This window comes from Peptoniphilus stercorisuis (genome assembly GCF_017874395.1).
GTDB lineage: Bacteria > Bacillota > Clostridia > Tissierellales > Peptoniphilaceae > Anaerosphaera > Anaerosphaera stercorisuis.
This window is the reverse complement of sequence record NZ_JAGGLJ010000018.1, coordinates 14,347-33,699: the sequence shown is the minus strand read 5'-3', so window position 1 is coordinate 33,699 and position 19,353 is coordinate 14,347. Positions and strand designations below refer to the sequence as shown.

General features: G+C 28.5%; 17 protein-coding genes. 1 reads left to right on the top strand and 16 read right to left on the bottom strand.

Features of this window, described 5'->3' with window-relative positions; translation table 11 throughout:
• Nucleotides 1-106: 106 nt before the first annotated feature.
• The 6 genes from J2Z71_RS07965 to J2Z71_RS07940 all read right to left on the bottom strand — a co-directional run bounded on the left by J2Z71_RS07965 (nt 107) and on the right by J2Z71_RS07940 (nt 4,640).
• Nucleotides 107-490 carry a hypothetical protein gene (locus tag J2Z71_RS07965; protein WP_210061897.1) on the bottom strand — a complete coding sequence of 128 codons (384 nt, stop codon included), beginning with the start codon at nt 488-490 and terminating at the stop codon, nt 107-109.
• Nucleotides 491-727: 237 nt separating this feature from the next.
• Nucleotides 728-907 (bottom strand): hypothetical protein, encoded by a 180-nt coding sequence (locus J2Z71_RS07960; protein ID WP_210061895.1) that lies wholly within the window; start codon nt 905-907, stop codon nt 728-730.
• Between the two features lie 122 nt (nt 908-1,029).
• Nucleotides 1,030-2,151, bottom strand: coding sequence for a 2-hydroxyacyl-CoA dehydratase subunit D (locus tag J2Z71_RS07955; protein WP_210061894.1), 1,122 nt, complete (start codon nt 2,149-2,151; stop codon nt 1,030-1,032).
• Between the two features lie 9 nt (nt 2,152-2,160).
• The gene (locus J2Z71_RS07950) at nt 2,161-3,417 is read right to left on the bottom strand and encodes a 2-hydroxyacyl-CoA dehydratase subunit D (RefSeq protein ID WP_210061893.1); all 1,257 of its coding nucleotides are present in this window, start codon (nt 3,415-3,417) and stop codon (nt 2,161-2,163) included.
• A 2-nt stretch (nt 3,418-3,419) separates the two neighbouring features.
• The gene (locus tag J2Z71_RS07945; protein WP_210061892.1) at nt 3,420-4,199 is read right to left on the bottom strand and encodes an acyl-CoA dehydratase activase; all 780 of its coding nucleotides are present in this window, start codon (nt 4,197-4,199) and stop codon (nt 3,420-3,422) included.
• Between the two features lie 24 nt (nt 4,200-4,223).
• Nucleotides 4,224-4,640 carry a VOC family protein gene (locus J2Z71_RS07940; protein ID WP_210061891.1) on the bottom strand — a complete coding sequence of 139 codons (417 nt, stop codon included), beginning with the start codon at nt 4,638-4,640 and terminating at the stop codon, nt 4,224-4,226.
• Between the two features lie 387 nt (nt 4,641-5,027).
• On the opposite strand from J2Z71_RS07940, the gene J2Z71_RS07935 reads away from it, so the two are divergent.
• The gene (locus J2Z71_RS07935; protein ID WP_210061890.1) at nt 5,028-6,530 is read left to right on the top strand and encodes a hypothetical protein; all 1,503 of its coding nucleotides are present in this window, start codon (nt 5,028-5,030) and stop codon (nt 6,528-6,530) included.
• Between the two features lie 33 nt (nt 6,531-6,563).
• Here J2Z71_RS07935 and J2Z71_RS07930 read toward each other — a convergent pair whose 3' ends face one another.
• The 10 genes from J2Z71_RS07930 to J2Z71_RS07885 all read right to left on the bottom strand — a co-directional run bounded on the left by J2Z71_RS07930 (nt 6,564) and on the right by J2Z71_RS07885 (nt 19,352).
• Nucleotides 6,564-8,126 (bottom strand): acyl CoA:acetate/3-ketoacid CoA transferase, encoded by a 1,563-nt coding sequence (locus J2Z71_RS07930; RefSeq protein ID WP_210061889.1) that lies wholly within the window; start codon nt 8,124-8,126, stop codon nt 6,564-6,566.
• 167 nt (nt 8,127-8,293) lie between these two features.
• Nucleotides 8,294-8,995 carry a 50S ribosomal protein L1 gene (gene rplA / locus J2Z71_RS07925; protein ID WP_210061888.1) on the bottom strand — a complete coding sequence of 234 codons (702 nt, stop codon included), beginning with the start codon at nt 8,993-8,995 and terminating at the stop codon, nt 8,294-8,296.
• A 40-nt stretch (nt 8,996-9,035) separates the two neighbouring features.
• Nucleotides 9,036-9,461, bottom strand: a complete 426-nt coding sequence (gene rplK / locus J2Z71_RS07920) for a 50S ribosomal protein L11 (RefSeq protein WP_210061886.1) — start codon at nt 9,459-9,461, stop codon at nt 9,036-9,038.
• 75 nt (nt 9,462-9,536) lie between these two features.
• Nucleotides 9,537-10,094, bottom strand: a complete 558-nt coding sequence (nusG, locus tag J2Z71_RS07915) for a transcription termination/antitermination protein NusG (RefSeq protein WP_342590812.1) — start codon at nt 10,092-10,094, stop codon at nt 9,537-9,539.
• Between the two features lie 10 nt (nt 10,095-10,104).
• Nucleotides 10,105-10,326, bottom strand: coding sequence for a preprotein translocase subunit SecE (gene secE / locus J2Z71_RS07910; RefSeq protein WP_210061884.1), 222 nt, complete (start codon nt 10,324-10,326; stop codon nt 10,105-10,107).
• 23 nt (nt 10,327-10,349) lie between these two features.
• Nucleotides 10,350-10,499: a 50S ribosomal protein L33 gene (rpmG, locus tag J2Z71_RS07905; RefSeq protein ID WP_210061882.1), complete on the bottom strand. Its 150-nt coding sequence runs from the start codon at nt 10,497-10,499 to the stop codon at nt 10,350-10,352.
• Nucleotides 10,500-10,627: 128 nt separating this feature from the next.
• Nucleotides 10,628-11,701 (bottom strand): hypothetical protein, encoded by a 1,074-nt coding sequence (locus J2Z71_RS07900; protein ID WP_210061880.1) that lies wholly within the window; start codon nt 11,699-11,701, stop codon nt 10,628-10,630.
• Nucleotides 11,702-11,795: 94 nt separating this feature from the next.
• Nucleotides 11,796-12,917 carry a hypothetical protein gene (locus J2Z71_RS07895; protein ID WP_210061878.1) on the bottom strand — a complete coding sequence of 374 codons (1,122 nt, stop codon included), beginning with the start codon at nt 12,915-12,917 and terminating at the stop codon, nt 11,796-11,798.
• A 100-nt stretch (nt 12,918-13,017) separates the two neighbouring features.
• Entirely contained in the window at nt 13,018-14,445 is a 1,428-nt protein-coding gene (gene purB, locus J2Z71_RS07890; protein WP_210061876.1) for an adenylosuccinate lyase, read from the bottom strand.
• Complete coding sequence (locus J2Z71_RS07885; protein WP_210061874.1) at nt 14,442-19,352, bottom strand: phosphoribosylformylglycinamidine synthase; 4,911 nt, start codon at nt 19,350-19,352, stop codon at nt 14,442-14,444. Before J2Z71_RS07885 ends, purB begins: the two co-directional genes overlap by 4 nt.
• Between the last annotated feature and the right edge of the window lies 1 nt (nt 19,353).

Sequence of the window (19,353 nt, the reverse complement as noted above, 5' to 3'; positions counted from 1 at the left end):
TTCAAAAAGCCTTAGGATACTTATCTCCCTTAGAATACAAATTAAAATATCTATAATATTTTATTTGATGTGTACTTGACAGGGCATAGTATCTTTAGCAGTTTTTTTATTGTCTATTATTCATTATTTTTTCAATTGCTTTAATATCTGAATATATTAAAAATAATGCAACTATATATATAACTTGAATTACTATCATTAATGGATTGTAGAAAAACTTAAGTAATATAATATTTCCTGTAATAGTAATAAGTATTGTATTTCTCACAATATATTTTGTCTTAATAATACTTATTTCTTTTTTATATAAAAGTTTAAGTAATATATAAAGTAGTGGAATACTTTCTGAAAATATAAAAATCATCCAAGGAATTATAGCATAGGAATACTGAGGATTACTATAATATAAATACACACCAAATAAAGGTGCTATTACAAATATTGAAGCTGAAAAAAGTATAACTGATAACTTTAATAAATAATCTCTCATAGCCTATTCTCCTTATTTTATATCTAATTATAGTTTACCCAAAATACTTTAAAATATTATTTTTTTATAATATATTTTTTTACAAAAAACACTATTAAAAATACAAGATACAATAAGTTTAAAGTTAAAAGAGTTTTGTTATAAGCAAAGTTTGCCATTGCAATTTGTCCAAGTACTAATATTAAAAGAGTACTATTTAAAACACTTCCAACTCTTTTTTCATATAAGTCGCGATTTTTATAAAAAAAGTGAATTTATATAAATAAATGGAATTGTTTCAACTAAAATAAGAACAATCCAAGGAATTAAAAATCCCGTTAATTTTATACTTTCATAATTTAAATATACTCCTGCTAAGGCAGCTACTAAAAAAGCTACCGTTATTAATAAGCTAACTAAATTAAAACGTTTTTTCATATTATCACCCTTTATTTTATTAGTACCCTAAACTTATAACATCTCCCTAACAATATAGAAAAAGAGCGTAAATACGCTCTTTTTTCTAAAATAATATATAGTTTTTAAAAATTTATTAATGGCTATTTTAATATTTCATTAAAGCTTTGAAGTCTTGTTTTAGCTTGTTCAAAAGAAGTAAGCTCAAGATCTATCTCAACCATAATATTTGGTATATTTTCATTATCAAGTTCTTTATAGTATATTGGATAATCAAACTCTTCTGGATCACAGAATTTCATCATACATACTACTACTGCATCTGCTTTATTTTCTTTAACCATATCTATTAACATTGATCCTCTTACTTTTTTAGGATCAGTTGCAAGAGCACATCCATCAAAATATTGCCACCATTTTGCAAGTCTATATATTGGGTCTTCTCCCATTGGTACATCAATTCTAAATTGACGTGATTCTTGTGCTAAATCATCTGCAACTACTGCAAAATTTTCATCTTTTAATATTTCTAAAAAACCACTTGGCTCTGCCATTATTCCAGTAAGTACTACTTTTTTACCCTTCCAAGGAATAATTTCTTCTTTTTCTACTTCATCTATTAATTGACGAACCATTTCAGTGTGTTTAGATTTTTCTATAAACCATCTTGATTTAATTACATTATGTCTTGCAATTGGGTCAATTAAGTTTGGATATTTTGCAGCTACTTCTACAAATTCACGCATAATTTTTCTATTTTCATTATAGATTTCTATACTTTTATTTAAATTTTCATCTGTAATTTTTGTATTTAAAGTTTTTTCAAGTTTGTTTTTTAATATTTTATATTCTTCTACTAAGAAGTCATTAGAACATTCTAGTTTTCTATTTTGAGGATGAGTAAATACTATTACATCAGATTTACCTTTCCATTTTTGGCTCATACATTTTAAAGTATCACAAGGTACTGAAAAAATAACAGCATCTAAGTCATCATATTCTCCATCTATTTCATTTTCCATTACTGATTGCATTATAGAACATGCAAAAGGTGGTAAGTAAGTTCTTGCTTTTGAAATAGTTTTTTGAGCTCCCCAAAGTCCCATTGGTAAATAACCTGCTGCATGAACAAGTTCTTCTGGTGCATATACTGGCATAATACCAACAGCACCTTTTCCAGTTTCTTCTTTGTACTGCTTTAACATTTTTTTAGGATTCTCAGCAATATATTTAAAGTTATTTAGCATTTCTTCTAATCTTTTCATATTATCCTCCTATTTGTCTTCCATCATTTCAGTTAGTGCTTGAACTCTTGTATCAAATTGTGCTTCTGAGAAGTTTCTTGGATCAGTTTGATCACCATCAAAACTACCATAAGGAGTATTTGTCTTTTCTGATACAATTTCTGCAGTTTCCACATTTAGTAAACTCATTAATTTACAACTTCTGTTTAAGTGGTAAAGTACTCCATCTGATTTAGAATTTTCTACTATATTTTCAAGAACTTTTGCTTTGTTTTCAAGACAAGTATTTATATAAATTCTAGTATAAGCTTCTGCCATTGACTTTAAGTCTCCTGGAGTATAAGTTAAGTTCCAAAGTCCTGGATATGCAGATCCTGTCATAATATCTCCAAGATTTTTAAGTGATTTAAATGTATGACCAAGATATGGCCAAACAGCTATACCTTCCCAAGTGATTCTGTTTTTTTCATTTCCTTTAAAGGCATATATTTCATGTTCTAAATTGTATTCAAGTTCTTCTGCAAATTTTCTAAAAGTAATTTCTGCATAATCTCTACTTCTTGCACATACTATTAGTGCCATATAGTTAAATAAATCAAAACAGTTTAGTGGAGATGGTTTGTTTGAAGATAGTTCTGCAATTCTATTCCATTCTTTTACTGATTTTTGAGTTTGTTCTTGTGCTTCTAAGAATTTATCATAGTTAAAGTCTTTTCCAGTAATTTCTTCAAGTTGTCTTATTGCTTCTTTAAATTGTCCTGCTATGTATTCCTTTGAGTATTCTGGAATTGGCATAGTATGATTAAAAGGTACATCTATAACAATACATGGAATATTTAATTCTTTTGCTAAATTTTCATACCATTTAAGAAGTGTATTACAAATATTGTTACAAGTAATAACAAGATCAGGTAGTGGTATTTTTGCACCAGGACAATCTTCTAGTTCCTTTGGAGTTACTCCAGTTTTTGCTTGTTCTTTTAACAGTTCCATATATCCAAGGTTTACTCTTGCGTAGGAACAAATATCTAGTGAGTATCCATTTTTGTCTGCAACATCAAGTATTGGAAGTGAACCTTTTTTTGCTCCTATTCCTGCTGCGTGAGTTTCTGGGTATACCATTGCAATATCCATTGCTACACAAAATTCTGATGGTGCAACTGATGCTGACCAGCATACTAGACGTCCCTCTTTTTTAGCTTCCATAGCTTCTTCATCTAATTTTTGTTGGTAGTATGCAAGTAATTCTTTTGCTTTCATATCTTTTGTATCTTTAATTTCTTTCATATCTAGTCCTCCTTTGTAAATTCTTCATAGGCATATATACTAGCACCTAAGGCACCTGTAATTTGTGGGTTATTTGCTACAATAATATCTTTATCTAGCTCTTCTGAAATAGCTCTTACAACACCTTTATTTTTAGCTACTCCACCAGTCATTACAATATCTCCCTTTAGCATAGTTCTATAAGCAAGCCCGCTTATTTTATGAGCTACTGAATTATGAACACCTTTAATAATATCTTCCTTAGTTTTTCCTCTTGATAACTGAGAAATCACTTCTGATTCTGCAAATACAGTACAAGTACTACTTACTGTTGCAGGATTTTTTGACATTTTATCTAGGTTTTGCATTTCATTTAAATCTACATTTAAAACTCTAGCCATAACTTCTAAAAATCTACCAGTTCCTGCTGCACATTTATCATTCATAAAAAACTGTTTTACACTGCCCTTGTCATTTAGTGCAATAGCCTTTGCATCTTGACCCCCAATGTCAATAATTGTTCTAGCACTGGGAATAAGACTGTGAATTCCCTTTGCATGAGCTGAAATTTCACTTATTTGTTTATCTGCTTTATCAAAAGAAAAACGTCCATAACCAGTTGCAACTGTATAGGAGATATCACTAAGTTTTAAATTTGTTTTATTTAATATATTTTCTATCACTTCACTTGGTCCTAAAGTTCCTGTTCCAAGTTGAACTACATCATAAGAAAAAAGTTCTCTATCTTTTAAAATAACAACCTTTGATGATGCTGAACCTATATCTACTCCCATTGTGTACATAATCATCACTCCTACTTATACTTTTTAATCTCTTTTAATTGGAGCTACTGTTTCTACAAATTCAACAAGTATTCCATCATTAAATCTAGGTCTTAAAAAGTTAACTATAATATCATCAGTTCCTGGAACTGCTTTATCTTCTAGCATTCCCATTCCCTTTTCTTCAAATTCTTTTCTTACCTTTTCTACATCTTCAACTTCAAAAGCAATATGTGCAATTCCACCTTTGCCATTGTTAAAATCACAAAGGACTCCTTCTTTTGGAATGATAAATTCTAAAGGACTTCCAAAAGTACTTTTCTTAGTAAAAATAAGATCTGCATGATAAGCATCTACAAATCCTTCATAATCAATTTCAAGTCCAAATCTGTCAATAAAATCATGTGCTTGTTTTAATGTAGGAAGTACTATTCCCACATGGTGAAGTCTCATTTGTTCCATTTTTATCTCTCCTTAAATATTTTCTAAGTAAATTTTCTTGTAAATTAATATTAATACAGTTTTAAGGATTATAAAATGTTTTCCTAATGACTGACTTTGACTACTTTTCTGTTTCACTTGACTTTTTGTCAACTTATATTAGAAAAAGTCCTAAATTTTGACATTTTTAAAAGCAAACTCTAAAAGTATTATAAATAGGGCTATATAAAACTGATATTGTATAAAAACATTAGGAAAATATTTGCAAAAACTATATTTAGTCAATATAATAAAATAATCATTGTTTTATTATATAAAAAAATATTTTTAAAAATTAAGATTATAATCTATAATAGGTATAGAAGTTTAGGTTTTTCTATCTATTATTTGTAATTGGGGGCGACATAAATGGATATGACTTACTCAGAAACATTAAAAAAATTATTTGAATTTACAGATGTTAAACTATCAGTACTTGCAAAGGCACTTGACTATGACATCTCATATATTAGTAAATGGTGTAACGGCTCTAAAATACCATCAGTTAAATCGATTAATAGCATTAATAAAAAGGCAAGCTCTATTTTTGCAAAGGCAATTTGTGAAGATAATAAAGAATATAACTTTTACATAGAATTTAGTTTAATTCCACCTTCCTTTAGTAACAAAACTGCTCAAGAAGAAATTGAGTCACAAATTAATACTTTACTTAAAAATACTTATCGAAAAATATGTAACATTGAATCACTTGAAGAAGATAGTGGAGAAATTAAGTTTTTAATAGGAAGTAGAAGCATCTATCCTTTTATCAATAATTCTTTAAATAAATTACTACTTAAATCTTTTGAAGAAGATATTGATATATACACAAGTTTTGATATTTTTTCCTATAATGCAAAATTTGTCTTAGAAATACTTGAAAAGTCTAATTCAAATTTTAGAAAAATAACTATACATCTTGGTTATTCACTAGATAAAAATATTCCAAGTTATGAAAATATGCTTAAAATATATTCTATACTTTGTAAATATCCAAATGTAAATATTGAAATTTATAATAAATCTAAATTCACATACAAAAACTTTTTTATTATAAAAGATAAGTTTTTCTTTGACTTTTCTCTTGATAGTGAAGCCTTTATACAAACTATGACCTATGGAGACAGCGAAAGTGCAACTGAAGAATACTTTGATTTTTTAATAGATAACTTTAAAGAAGAAAATTTAATCCTTGAACTTACCTACTCTAAATCAGTATCATCTACAAACTTTAGAACTAACTTTTATTCAGGAGATAATTTTTATTTCTTTTGTAACTATGGATTTGAGTTTTTACTACCACCAGAATTAATCTTAGAAATAGCACAAAACTCCTATATTAAAACTAAGTCAAAGGATGAAATGCTTGAAATTATGAAGATTAAAATAACTTGGGAAGAGATTTTTGAAAACTCAAATATTAACTTCTTTATTCTAAAATCAACACTTTTTGATTATTTAGAAGATGGGAATATTTTATGTTGTAATACAAGATATACAGTTCCTGCTGAAAAAAGGCAAAAGCACTACAATCAAGTATTAAAATTAATGAAAGAAAATCCAAATATTAAGTTTTATATAATAGATGATTTTTCTTGGGATATTATGGCTTCTCAAAAGATATTTAGTCTTTACTATAATGATTCTAAACTGTTTTTTAAAAACAATACTATTCCATCAAAGGGACATGATCCTTCTATTTCAATACTTAGAAATAGTAACTTTTCAAAAATTGTTTTAGAGGCCTTTGAAGAAATTAAAAAAAGTCCTAATTGTATTGAATACAATAGTGAAAAACTAGAACAAGCCTATAAAAAATATGGACAAATGTTTAAATACATTCAAATTGCAAAGGACAGTATAGAAAAATAAAAAGAGATTTCTTAAGAAATCTCTTTTTATTTTTTATTTGTCAAATTTTAAATTCATAACTTCATCTTTAAATATTCTCTTATCCATAAGTTTAAGATTTTTTGAAATTAATGGAGTAAATTCCATTTGGTTTAATACATCTTTTTTTAAGTCAATTCCAGGTGCTATTTCTATTAGTGTTATTCCTTCAGGCATCATTTTAAATACTGCTCTTTCAGTTATATAATAAACTTCTTGATTAGTAAGTCTTGCATATTCCCCTGAGAATGTAATTTGTTCAACATCTTTTACAAATTTTTTAAATTTACCTTCATTAAGTATTTTTAGTTCTCCATCTTTTACTTCTACTTTTAGTCCACCAGCTGTAAAACTTCCACAAAATACAACTTTTTTAGCATTTTGAGATATATCTATAAATCCACCACAGCCTGCAACACGTCCACCAAATTTAGATACATTTAAGTTTCCAAATCTATCTGCTTCAGCAAGTCCTAAAAACGTAATATCAAGTCCACCACCATCATAAAAATCAAATTGATAAGGTTGATCTAGTATTGCATCTGCATTTATAGAAGTTCCAAATCTATTTTTAGCTTGAGGTGATCCACCTACAGGACCTGATTCTACTGTAAGAGTCATCCAATCAGAAATACCTTCTTCACTTACTACACTTGAAACCATTTCAGGTACGCCAATTCCTAAATTTCCAACATTTCCCTTTTCTATTTCCATTGTTCCACGTCTTGCAATTATTTTTCTTTCATTTAATGAAGCCTTTACATTTAAAGCACCTCCACTTAATGAAGTTTTTCCTGCAAGTTCTTCTTCATAGTCTACACCATAACATTGTTGTTTTAAATTTTTATCTTCTACTTCAACTACATAATCTACATAGATTCCAGGAATTTTTACAAGCTTTGGATCAAGTGAACCTGCTTTTACAATATTATCTACTTGAACTATTACAGTTCCTCCATTGTTATGTACTGCTTGAGCTATTGATGTAGCTTCAGTTGGAACTCCTTCTTTTTCCATAGAAATATTTCCTCTTGTATCTGCATAACTTCCCTTTATAAAGGCAACATCTAAATTTATAGCTTTATAAAATAATTGCTCACGTCCTGCAATATTTATTAATTCAACTACATCTTCTGTAGTTATACTATTTGACTTACATCCTTCAATTCTTGGATCAGCAAAAGTATGAAGTCCTACTGATGAAATAACTCCAACTTTTTTTGCAGCTACATTTCTAACCATTGCACATAGTATTCCTTGAGGTATATTATAAGCTTCACATTTATTTTTCATTATAAAATCACTTAGTATTGGTGCTGAGTTCATATGTCCTGCTATAACTCTTTTTAAAAGTCCTTCTTTTGCAAAGTGATTTACTGCTCTATTATTTCCATCTCCTTGACCTGCACAGTAAAAAAGTGTTAAGTCTTTTGGACTATTTGTCTCTTCAAATCTTTTTCCTAAAGCCCATTCTAGTGCTTCTGGATTTGCAACTTGAACAAAACCTGATGTTGCAACTGTGTCATTGTCCTTAACTTGTTCTATAGCTTCTTCTAAACTTACAAATTTTGTGTTCATATTATCACCTTTCTTTTATATTAATATGAAAATATTTTCCTTGTTTAAATTAATTTTAGTTCAGAATATTTGTTAAATCTATATTATGTAATTGACTGTGTTTGACAAGCTTGAATTTATTTCAAGGCATAAAAAAAAGAGCACCGAAGTGCTCTATATAGGTGTTTTTATTTTTCCATTAATTTTTGGCCGTTAAGTTTAATTCCAGGTCCCATTGTTGTTGAAACAGTAACGCTCTTTAGGTAACGTCCTTTTGCTGATGCTGGTTTAGCTTTAATAATTTCAGACATAAGAATTCTGAAGTTATCTTCAAGTTTTTCAGCACCAAAAGAAGCTTTTCCGATTGGAACATTGATTATAGCAGCTTTGTCAACTCTATATTCAACCTTACCAGCTTTAACTTCTTCTACAGCTTTAGCAACATCAAATGTTACTGTACCTGATTTAGGGTTTGGCATAAGTCCTTTAGGTCCAAGAACTCTACCGATTTTACCTACAACGCCCATCATGTCTGGAGTAGCTATAACTACGTCAAAATCAAACCAGTTTTCTTTTTGGATTTTTTCAACGTATTCGTCTCCACCAACATAATCTGCTCCTGCAGCTTCTGCTTCTTTAATTTTTTCTCCCTTAGCAAGAACAAGAACTTTTTTAGTTTTACCTGTTCCATGAGGAAGTACAACTGTACCTCTAACTTGTTGGTCTGCATGTCTTGGATCTACTCCAAGTCTTACTGCAAGCTCAACAGTTTCATCAAAGTTTGCTTTTGATGTTTGTTCAACTAATGCAAGAGCTTCTTTAACATCATATAATTTAGCTCTATCTATTAGCTTTAAGCTTTCTAAATATTTTTTACCTCTTTTTGGCATTAAAATCCCTCCTTGTGGTCTTAACGGAAATTTCCTCCCACTAATCTACTACTTCTACACCCATACTTCTAGCTGTTCCAGCTACCATTCTCATTGCTGCTTCAACACTAGCTGCGTTTAAATCTTGCATTTTAAGTTCTGCAATTTCTTGAACTTGAGCTTTAGTTATTTTAGCAACTTTTGTTTTGTTTGGTTCTCCTGAACCCTTTTGTAGTCCTATTGATTTTTTAATAAGAACTGCTGCAGGTGGAGTCTTTGTAATGAATGTAAATGATCTATCTTGATATACAGTTAATACAACTGGAATTATAAGACCTGCTTGATCTTGAGTTTTTGCATTGAATTCCTTTGTAAACTGCATAATGTTTACACCATGAGGTCCTAATGCTGTACCTACTGGTGGTGCTGGAGTTGCCTTTCCAGCTGGAATTTGTAATTTTACTATAGCTATTACTTTCTTTGCCATTTTCTTTCCTCCTTGTGGTTTCTGCGGGTATTCCCTCCCACTGTCAATAGAAAATAGAGGTAATTCCTTCTTCCTCTATTGCTTTATAATTTGATTAAAATCTAATTCAACTAATGTGTCACGTCCAAACATTGAAATTAAAACTTTTACTTTTGCCTTGTCATAGTTAAAGGATTCTATTTTTCCTACAAAATCGTTAAATGGTCCAGATATAACCTTCACATCTTCTCCGATTTCATAATTTCCAAATAGCTCTTTATCTTCACTTACTCCAAGATCTCTAACTTCCTCATCTGAAAGTGGCACTGGTTTTGAGCCTGGACCTACAAAGCCTGTAACTCCTCTTGTATTTCTTACAAGATACCAAGACTCATCATTCATAATCATCTTAACAAGTACATAGCTAGGGAACATTTTTCTTTCTTTAACTTTTTTAGCACCATCTTTGTTTTCTACATATTCTTCCATTGGCACTTGAATGTCAAAAATCAAATCTTCCATGTTACGGTTTAAAACCATAGCTTCCATGTTAGCTTTTACTTTATTTTCGTGACCTGAATAAGTGTGAATTACATACCATTTTGCATTTTTTTCTCGTTCTTCTAAGTTTATATTTTTTTCTTCATTATCCACTTTATCACCATTATCTGTAAATAAACTTTTGTAGTAAGAAGATTATAAGCTTATCATATACTGAAAATAGAAGTGCAAATATAATACTTGCAACAATAACTATCACACTGTAATTTAAAACTTGTTTTTTTGTTGGCCAAACAACTTTCTTGAATTCAGATTTTACTCCTCTGAAATACTTATTCAGACCCTTTTTTTCCTCAGCCTTTTTCACAGAATCTTTTGCTGCCAAGTCAATCCCTCCTTTTAAATCACTTACTTAGTTTCTTTATGAGTTGTGTGATCTTTACAGAATTTGCAATATTTTTTAAGTTCTAATCTTTCTGTAGTATTTTTCTTATTTTTGTAAGTAATGTAATTTCTGTTTTTACATTCTGTACATTCTAATGTTACTCTATCGGCCATAAAAACACCTCCTATGGTTAAGGAATATTAAAATTCCTAGATTTCAAGCCATAATGACCCTATATTAAAATTTACTAACTTAGATTATCATAAACATGAGAATTTGTAAAGGCTTATTCTATGTTAAATCAATCTATATCCATTGTTTTTAACACATATCTTATAAGATATATTACATAGTCTATCTCCTTATAGATAGATAAAGAATACTTATATGAGTCAATAAATTTTTTATCATTTAATGATACATCTTTAAGTGCATCTTTTGCAAGTAAAAAAAGATGTTCACTTACTTTTTCATATTGCCATTTGTTTATACTTCTTATTTCATCTTCTACAATATCAGTTTCTATACCTAAATCTTCATAATATGCATAGTTATAATCAAACCTTGCATCTTCTACAAACTGAAACTTTCCTTCAATTACATTTTCTAATTCTTCTAAATTTACTTTAAAAGGATTTATTAAAAGAGCATGTCTAGTAATATTAAATATTTCTGTAAGAATTAAATCTTCTTTTAATTTTAATAAAACTTCAACTGCAGGCTTTATCCTATTTTTTAAAGTAAAATAACTTATATCAGGATATCCAAGTTCATCAAAACTTTTCTTTCTCTTTAAAACTTCTTCAAATTTCTTTTTTTCATCTAATAAATCACTAATATTCATTTTAGAATAAGTTTTTATTTTTATAAAAAGGGCAAATTCTTCAATTAGTTTTCTGATTTCTTCACTATCACTAAGATATGGATGAATACTTAAACTTAGATTAATAAGATCAATTATTCCATCTTGAAAATCCACTCTTCCTTTTTCTTCATATTCATATAAACTTTTCTTCATACTAATATATATCTCTTTTTTAAAACTTGATACTTCACTAGTATCTACAAAATTAAGTCTTCTATATAAAAATAAAAGTGATGCAAAATCTAATTTTTCTAGATTTACATTTTTAAAATCTATTAAATCCATATTTTCCTTTTCCACTTTTCTTATATTATAAAGTTCATTTCTCGATAGAGATATAGCTGTATTTCTTAAATAAATTAGATTTACAGGAAGATTATTTATATTCCTACTATATATAAATCGAATCCTATCTAAGTGATCCTCGGCCATTATTAAAAAATTATTTGGATCTACTTCAACCCAGTTTTTTGCTTTGTAAATATTATTATTATAATAAAACTCAAACACAATCTCACCCTCTTTTTTATATACTTTTATGCCAAGGATTATACCCATTTTATAAAATTTATATATTAAAAAAAGCTACACTAGGTAGCCTTTCTTATTTCTTAAGTTTAACTTCTTCTTCTTTATTTTTATCTATATTATAAAAAGTTAATTTATCATCTTTAATTTTTGCATCTTTTATTTTGTCTTTTGATTTATAAACTTCTTCACCTTTTTTATTATAAACAATAAATTTATATTTTGTATCTTCAAAGTTTACTATTAAATATTCATCATCTTTAGAAATATTTTCTACCTTATTGCCTTTATTTAATTTGTCTTTATCTTTATTATAAAGCTCTCCATCTTTTTTATCTACATAGAAAACCTCATCACCAATAGTAATTACACTTCCCTCTTTTGCATTAGAGTTTTTTAGAAGTTCTACTACACGCCCTTTTTTAAGATCATAATAATATGGATTGCCCTCTGAGTAGAAGAAAAGTTTATCATCTTCTTGTTTAAAGTCTTTAATTGGAATATCAGAAACCATCTTTGATTCCTTTCCAATGTGAGATTCTCTAAATAATCTATAATCTTCACCTTTATTTTTTACTACATAATAGTTTCCATTATAAAATATTGTCTTAGAGTAATCTTTCCACTCTTCTTCTTTCTTTTCTTCTTTTACTTCCACTTTATCTTTTTCTTTAGTATTTAAAGATTTAACTTCTAGACCTTTTTTATTTGTAAATTCATAATCCCAATTAAATTCATTTACACAAAATCTCCAAGTCATTGGAAAATATGTTATATCTCTAAATACAATTAGTGGATACTCTTCTTTTTTATTGTCTATTTCTTTTCCATTTACCTTAATCTTAAATTCTGGAACACTTACAGCATAAGTATTATCATTTTTCTTATTAGTACTATAAAAATCAAAAGCTCCTGATACTCCAGTTTGATTAATTGAAAGTCCTGAATTTTCACTCCAATTTGTTTCAATACCTAAAAATCTAGCTGTATTATAAGTCATTGGAAAATATGTTATATCCTTATATACAATAAGAGGATACTCACTATAATTATTATCTACTAAACGATCATTTAATTTTACATTAAAACCTGGTAAATTTGCCTTTACTACTTTTTCAGCCTTTACATTTTCTGGCATTATAATAAATGCAGAAGATAGTGCTAAAACCATAGCAAGACTTTTTTTAAACTTTTTCATTTTATCATCTCCTATATATATATACTAAAGCATTTAAGTGAAATACATCTAATAAAGAGATTACAAATTAATGTAAATGTTTTATTTCTTACTTATAATTTTAAACATTTAACTGAACTTCATATTCTGTATTATAATTTTCAATTACAGGATTTACATAATCTCTTATAAATTCCTCTACTTGAGAACTTGATCTTCCTATATAATTTTTAGGATTTAAAATGTCTTTTATATCTTCTGAATTCATTTTAAAATCAGGATCATTTTCAAGAAGTTCTAATAGATTATTATTAAGACCTTCTTCTTTTACACGCTTTGCTGCAATCATTGAATAGTTTCTTATCTTCTCATGTAGATCTTGTCTATTTCCACCTCTTTTTACAGCTTCCATTAGAATATTTTCAGTTGCCATAAAAGGAAGTTCTTCCTCTACATGTAATCTTATCACATTTTCATAAACTACAAGACCATCTGAGACATTTATTAAAATATCAAGTATTGCATCTATTGCCAAAAATGCCTCTGGTATTGCAAGTCTTTTATTCGCTGAGTCATCAAGAGTTCTCTCAAGCCACTGTGTACTTGCAACAAGTGCAGGATTTTGAACAATATTTATTACATACTTAGAAAGTGATGATGCTCTTTCACATCTCATTGGATTTCTCTTATAGGCCATTGCAGAAGAACCTACTTGATTTTTTTCAAAGGGCTCTTCAATTTCTTTTCTATTTTGTAAAAGTCTTATATCATTTGTCATTTTACTTGCTGATTGAGCTATTGATGATAGTACTTGAAGTACATGATAGTCAACTTTTCTTGTATAAGTTTGTCCTGTTATTGGAAGTGAGCCTTTAAATCCAAGAGCTTTTACTATTTTTTCATCAAGAGATTTAACCTTATCTTCATCATCATTAAAAAGCTTCATATAAGAGGCTTGAGTTCCTGTAGTTCCCTTTGCTCCTCTTAATAAAAGATTGTCTTTTCTATAAATAAGCTCGTCATAGTCCATTAGAAAATCTTGAATCCACATTGAGGCTCTTTTTCCAACTGTTACAAGTTGAGCAACTTGGTAATGAGTATATCCCAGTGTTGGAAGGTCCTTATACTCTAGTGCAAATTTAGATAAATGAGCAATTAATATAACTAATTTCTTTTCAATAAGTTCCATTGCCATTTTCATTTGTATAATATCTGTATTATCTGTTACATAACAGCTTGTAGCTCCAAGATGGATTATTGAAGCAGCACTTTTAGCTGCTTCTCCAAAGGTTTTAACATGAGCCATTACATCATGACGAAGTTCTTTTTCGTATTTTTTTGCAAGTTCAAAATCTATATTAGTAATATTTTCTTCCATATCTTTTATTTGTTCATCACTAATATTAAGCCCTAGTTCTTTTTCACAACGAGCAAGCTCAACCCAAAGTTTTCTAAAGGTTCTAAATTTTACATCATCTGAAAATATATGACTCATTTCATAACTTGCATATCTTGTATTTAATGGATTTTTGTAAATATCAAATCTCATTTTTCCTCCTTGAAATACTCAACTCCAGCTTTAAATAAATTTAATATTTCTACATCATAAATATTTTTATATAAATCATCTGCAACTCTTTCTGAATGTCCCATTTTGCCAAGTATATGTCCATCTTTTGACATAATAGCTTCAATATTATAATCTGATCCATTTGGTGCAATATCATAAACTGCAACAATTTGTTCATTTTCAAGCATTTCATTATAGACATTTTCATCTACTACAAATCTTCCCTCACCATGAGATATTGGCATTTTATAAGTTTTTGAAACTTCTGCATATTTTAACCAAGGTGAATTATTTGTCATTATTTTTGTATTTACAAATTTTGCAATATGTCTTCTACACTTGTTATAAGTTATTGTTGGATCATTTTCTTCAACTTCTTTTATAACTCCTCCTGGTAAAAGTCCAGTTTTTACAAGAGCTTGAAATCCATTACAAATTCCAAGTATTAATCCATCATTTTCTTTAATCATAATATCTATTGCTTCACTTACTTCTTTAGATCTTAGTACATTTGCAATAAATTTACCTGATCCATCTGGTTCATCTCCAAGAGAAAATCCTCCTGGTAAAACTAGCATTTGTGCATCTTTAATAAGTGATGCAAGTTCTTTTAATGAATTTTTAATCTCTTCATTACTTTCATTATTAAATAGATAAATACTTGTATCTGCTCCAGATTTTTCAAAACATTCAGCAGTATCCCACTCACAATTTGTGCCTGGAAAAGCTGGAATTATTACTTTTGGAGTTTTTACAGTTTTTGTAGATTTTAAACTTCTCTTTTCTACTCTTTTATTTTCTTTATATTCTTGTTCTTCTTTACATACTGGTTTAAATACTTTATCAAATGTAGTTAAATAGTCGTTTTTAAGTCTTTCTTTATCAAGTTTTATTCCATTTACTATAATTTCATCTGAGAAATCTCCACCATATAGTATTCCTTCTTTTTGTTCTAAATACTCAACTATAAAGCAACCATATTTTGGTGAGAATGTATCTTGGAATTTCACATCAAATCCTGTATTTCCAACAGCCATTTCATAAATTCCAGGAAGAGTTCCCTTACTTGTTATAGCAGATGCTGAAATTATATTTCCACATTTTATTTCTCTATTTATTAATTCACAATTTTTCTTTAATTCTTCTAAGTCTAAAAGTCCCTCTTCTGTCATTTTAGTTCTTATAAGACCAATTTTTCCTTTTCCCTTAAATTCAGGTGATATTATATTTTCAATATCTTCAGTTGTAACTGCAAAGGAAATTAAAGTTGGAGGAACTGATATTGATTCAAAAGTTCCACTCATAGAGTCCTTTCCACCAATTGGTGGTGCTTTAAAGAAACTTGATGCTTCTAAGGCTCCAAGTAGTGCCTTAAGTGGTTTTGACCAAACTTTTTCAGAACTCATCTTCTCAAAGTACTCTTGGAAAGACAGTCTTATATTATTTAGATCTGATCCTGTTGCTACAAGTTTTGTAATAGATTCTATTACTGCATAATATCCACCTAAATATTGTGATTCTTCCATTAAATAAGGATTAAATCCATAGCTCATAAGTGAAACAGTCTTAGAGTTTCCACTATCAACTGGCACTTTTGCAACCATTGCTTGAATTGGGTTACATAGTGATTTTCCTCCTAATGGATTTAGTACTGTATTTCTTCCAACTGTTGAGTCAAATAATTCTATTAAATTCTTTTGAGATGCAACATTCAAATCTTTTACTACTTCATATAATCTTTCCGGAGCATTATCTTCAACTTCAAGTGCTTTTGGGAAAGACTCACTTACTACTTCTACATCTTGAACTCTTTTAGCTCCTGTTGAGTTTATAAAGTCATAATTCATATTACAAATTATTTCATCTTTATATTTCATAATCATTCTATTATTGTCTTTTATAGTTGCAACATGTGTTACTTCAAGATTTTCTTCATGACAATATTTTTTAAATTCATCTAAATCATTTTTATCAATTACAAGTGCCATTCTCTCTTGAGATTCTGAGATTGCAATTTCTCTTGGACTTAGGCCCTTATATTTTAATAAAACTCTATCTAAATATATTTCAACACCATCTGAAAGTTCTCCTATTGCAACACTTACTCCACCTGCTCCAAAGTCATTACATTTTTTAATAAGAGATGCTGCTTCATATTTTCTAAAAAGTCTTTGGATTTTTCTTTCTTCTGGAGCATTTCCCTTTTGAACTTGTGCAGATTCTGTAACTATAGAAGATTTTTTATGTGATTTTGATGAGCCAGTTGCTCCACCAATTCCATCTCTTCCAGTTCTTCCACCTATTAATAAAACTAAATCTCCATCTACTGGATCTAGTCTTTTTACATTTTCCATAGGTGCTGCTGCAATTACAGCTCCTGTTTCCATTCTCTTTGCCATATATCCCTTATGATATAGTTCTTCTACAAATCCTGTTGGAAGTCCTATTTGATTTCCATAGGAAGAGTATCCCTTTGCAGCTTGAGTTGTAATTTCTCTTTGAGGAAGTTTTCCTGCAAGTGTTTTTGAAATTTCTTCTCTAGGATCTGCAGAGCCTGTTATTCTCATAGCTTGATATACATAAGCTCTACCAGAAAGTGGATCTCTTATAGCTCCACCTAGACAAGTACTTGCTCCACCTAAGGGTTCTATTTCTGTTGGATGATTATGAGTTTCGTTTTTAAACATTAATAAATAATCACGTAACTCTTCTTTTCCATCTACATCAACTCTTACTTTTATCTTTACAGAACAAGCATTTATTTCAGATGAAACTTCTAAATCTTCAAGTTCTCCATTTGTTCTTAAATATTTTGATAAAATAGTTCCAAGTCCCATAAGACTTATTGGTTTTGTAACATTTGCATCTTCTCTTAATTTTAAGTATTTATTAAAAGATTCTTTAATTAAATTATCAAGTTTTGTCTTTTCTTCAAAAGTTATATTAAGTTCTGTATTAAAAGTAGTATGCCTACAATGATCTGACCAATAGGTATCTATTATTGCAACTTCAGTTTCATTTGGATCTCTATTTTCAGATTTAAAATAATCTTGTAAACAAATTAAATCCTCAATACTCATTGCAAGATCTAATTCTTCTAAAAATACTTCTAACTCCTCTTTTGATAATTCATTAAATCCTTCATATATTTTATTTTCATGATTTTCTACTGCAGTTGATTTTAAAGTAGTAGGTATTTTTAATAATTTAACCCTTTGAGAATCTACAGGATTTATTAAGAAATCTTCAATTTTTTGAATTTCTTCTTTGCTAGCTCCCTTAAATGCATATACATTAGAGCATTTAGCTACTACATCTTCATCTGTTACAAGACTTATAGTATCAAGAAGCCCTTGTTCTCTTTGGTCAAATTGACCTGGTAAATAGGAAACAGCAATAGAATTTTCCATTTCACTTTGAAGTTTAATTGCATCATTTCCATAATAAATATCATCAACTGGCTTTTCAGATAAAATTGTATATAAAATACTTTCAAGTGTATTATCTGAAATCTCTATGTCATATCTTTTATATATTTGTAATTCTTCTAAATCTATATTTAATGAGTTTTTAATATCTTCTTTTACTTCCTTAGATTCATAGTCAAACTCATCTTTTTTTCTTACATAAACTCTTTTTACTCTAGGTCCAATATCTTTTCTGTAATATTTATTTTCAAAATTTACTATTTCTGCATTTTTATATAACTTTTCTAATACCTTATCAAAATTATCATCTGAATAAACAAGATTTAAAACTCTTCCACCATTTGTAAGAAGTTTATTATCTTCAAATTTTGTTCCTGCATGATATACTTTTACATCTGTATTATCTAGATTTGTAATCTCTTTATTTTTTTCATAATCTTCAGGATATCCCTCTGAAGCAAGTACTAAACACATTGCCTTTTTAGAATTTACCTTTAAATCTAAATTATCTAAATTTTTTGATGAAGTTTTTTCTAATATTTCTAAAAGATCATTGTCTATTTTTTCAAGTATAGCTTGAGTTTCAGGATCTCCAAATCTAACATTAAACTCTAAAACATTTATATCACTATCACTTATCATAAGACCAATAAATAAAGCTCCTCTATAATCAATCTTTTCTTCTTGGAATCCTTTTAAAATTTTTTCAAGTATTTCTTCTTTTATTTTATCAAGATAAATATCAGCCTCAAAATTTGGTGAATAAGCTCCCATTCCACCAGTATTTAAACCAACTTCTCCTGTTCCAATTTTTTTATAATCTCTTGCTGTTGGAAGTGGAATAATATTTTTAGAATCACATAGACAAATTAATGACATTTCAAAACCATCTAAAAATTCTTCTACGACGATTTTTTTCTCATTAAATTTACCATTAATTAATACATCTTCTAAAAATTCTTTTACTTCCTCTTCACTTTCAGCTATTAAAACACCTTTTCCAGCTGCAAGTCCATCAGCCTTTAATACAACTGATTCATCTCTATCTAAAAGAGTCTTCGCAAAATTAAAAGCTTCATCTACATTTTCTGATTCTAAATAATCTGCAGTTTTAATATTATGTCTTTTTAAGAAGTCCTTTGTAAATGCCTTTGATTTTTCAAATTGTGCAGCTTCATATCTTGGTCCGAAAATCTTTAAATTTTCATCTTCAAATTTATCTACAATTCCCATACATAAAGGCACTTCAGGTCCTACAATTGTATAGTCAATATTTTCTTCTTTTGCAAATTTTAAAAGTTCATCTATTTCTTCTACATTTATATTTATATTTTTTCCAATATTTAAAGTTCCACCATTTCCTGGTGCAAAATAAAGTTCTCTATCTGTATTTTTTTCTAATATTTTATTTCCAAGAGCATATTCTCTTCCGCCACTACCAACAATTAATATTTTCATA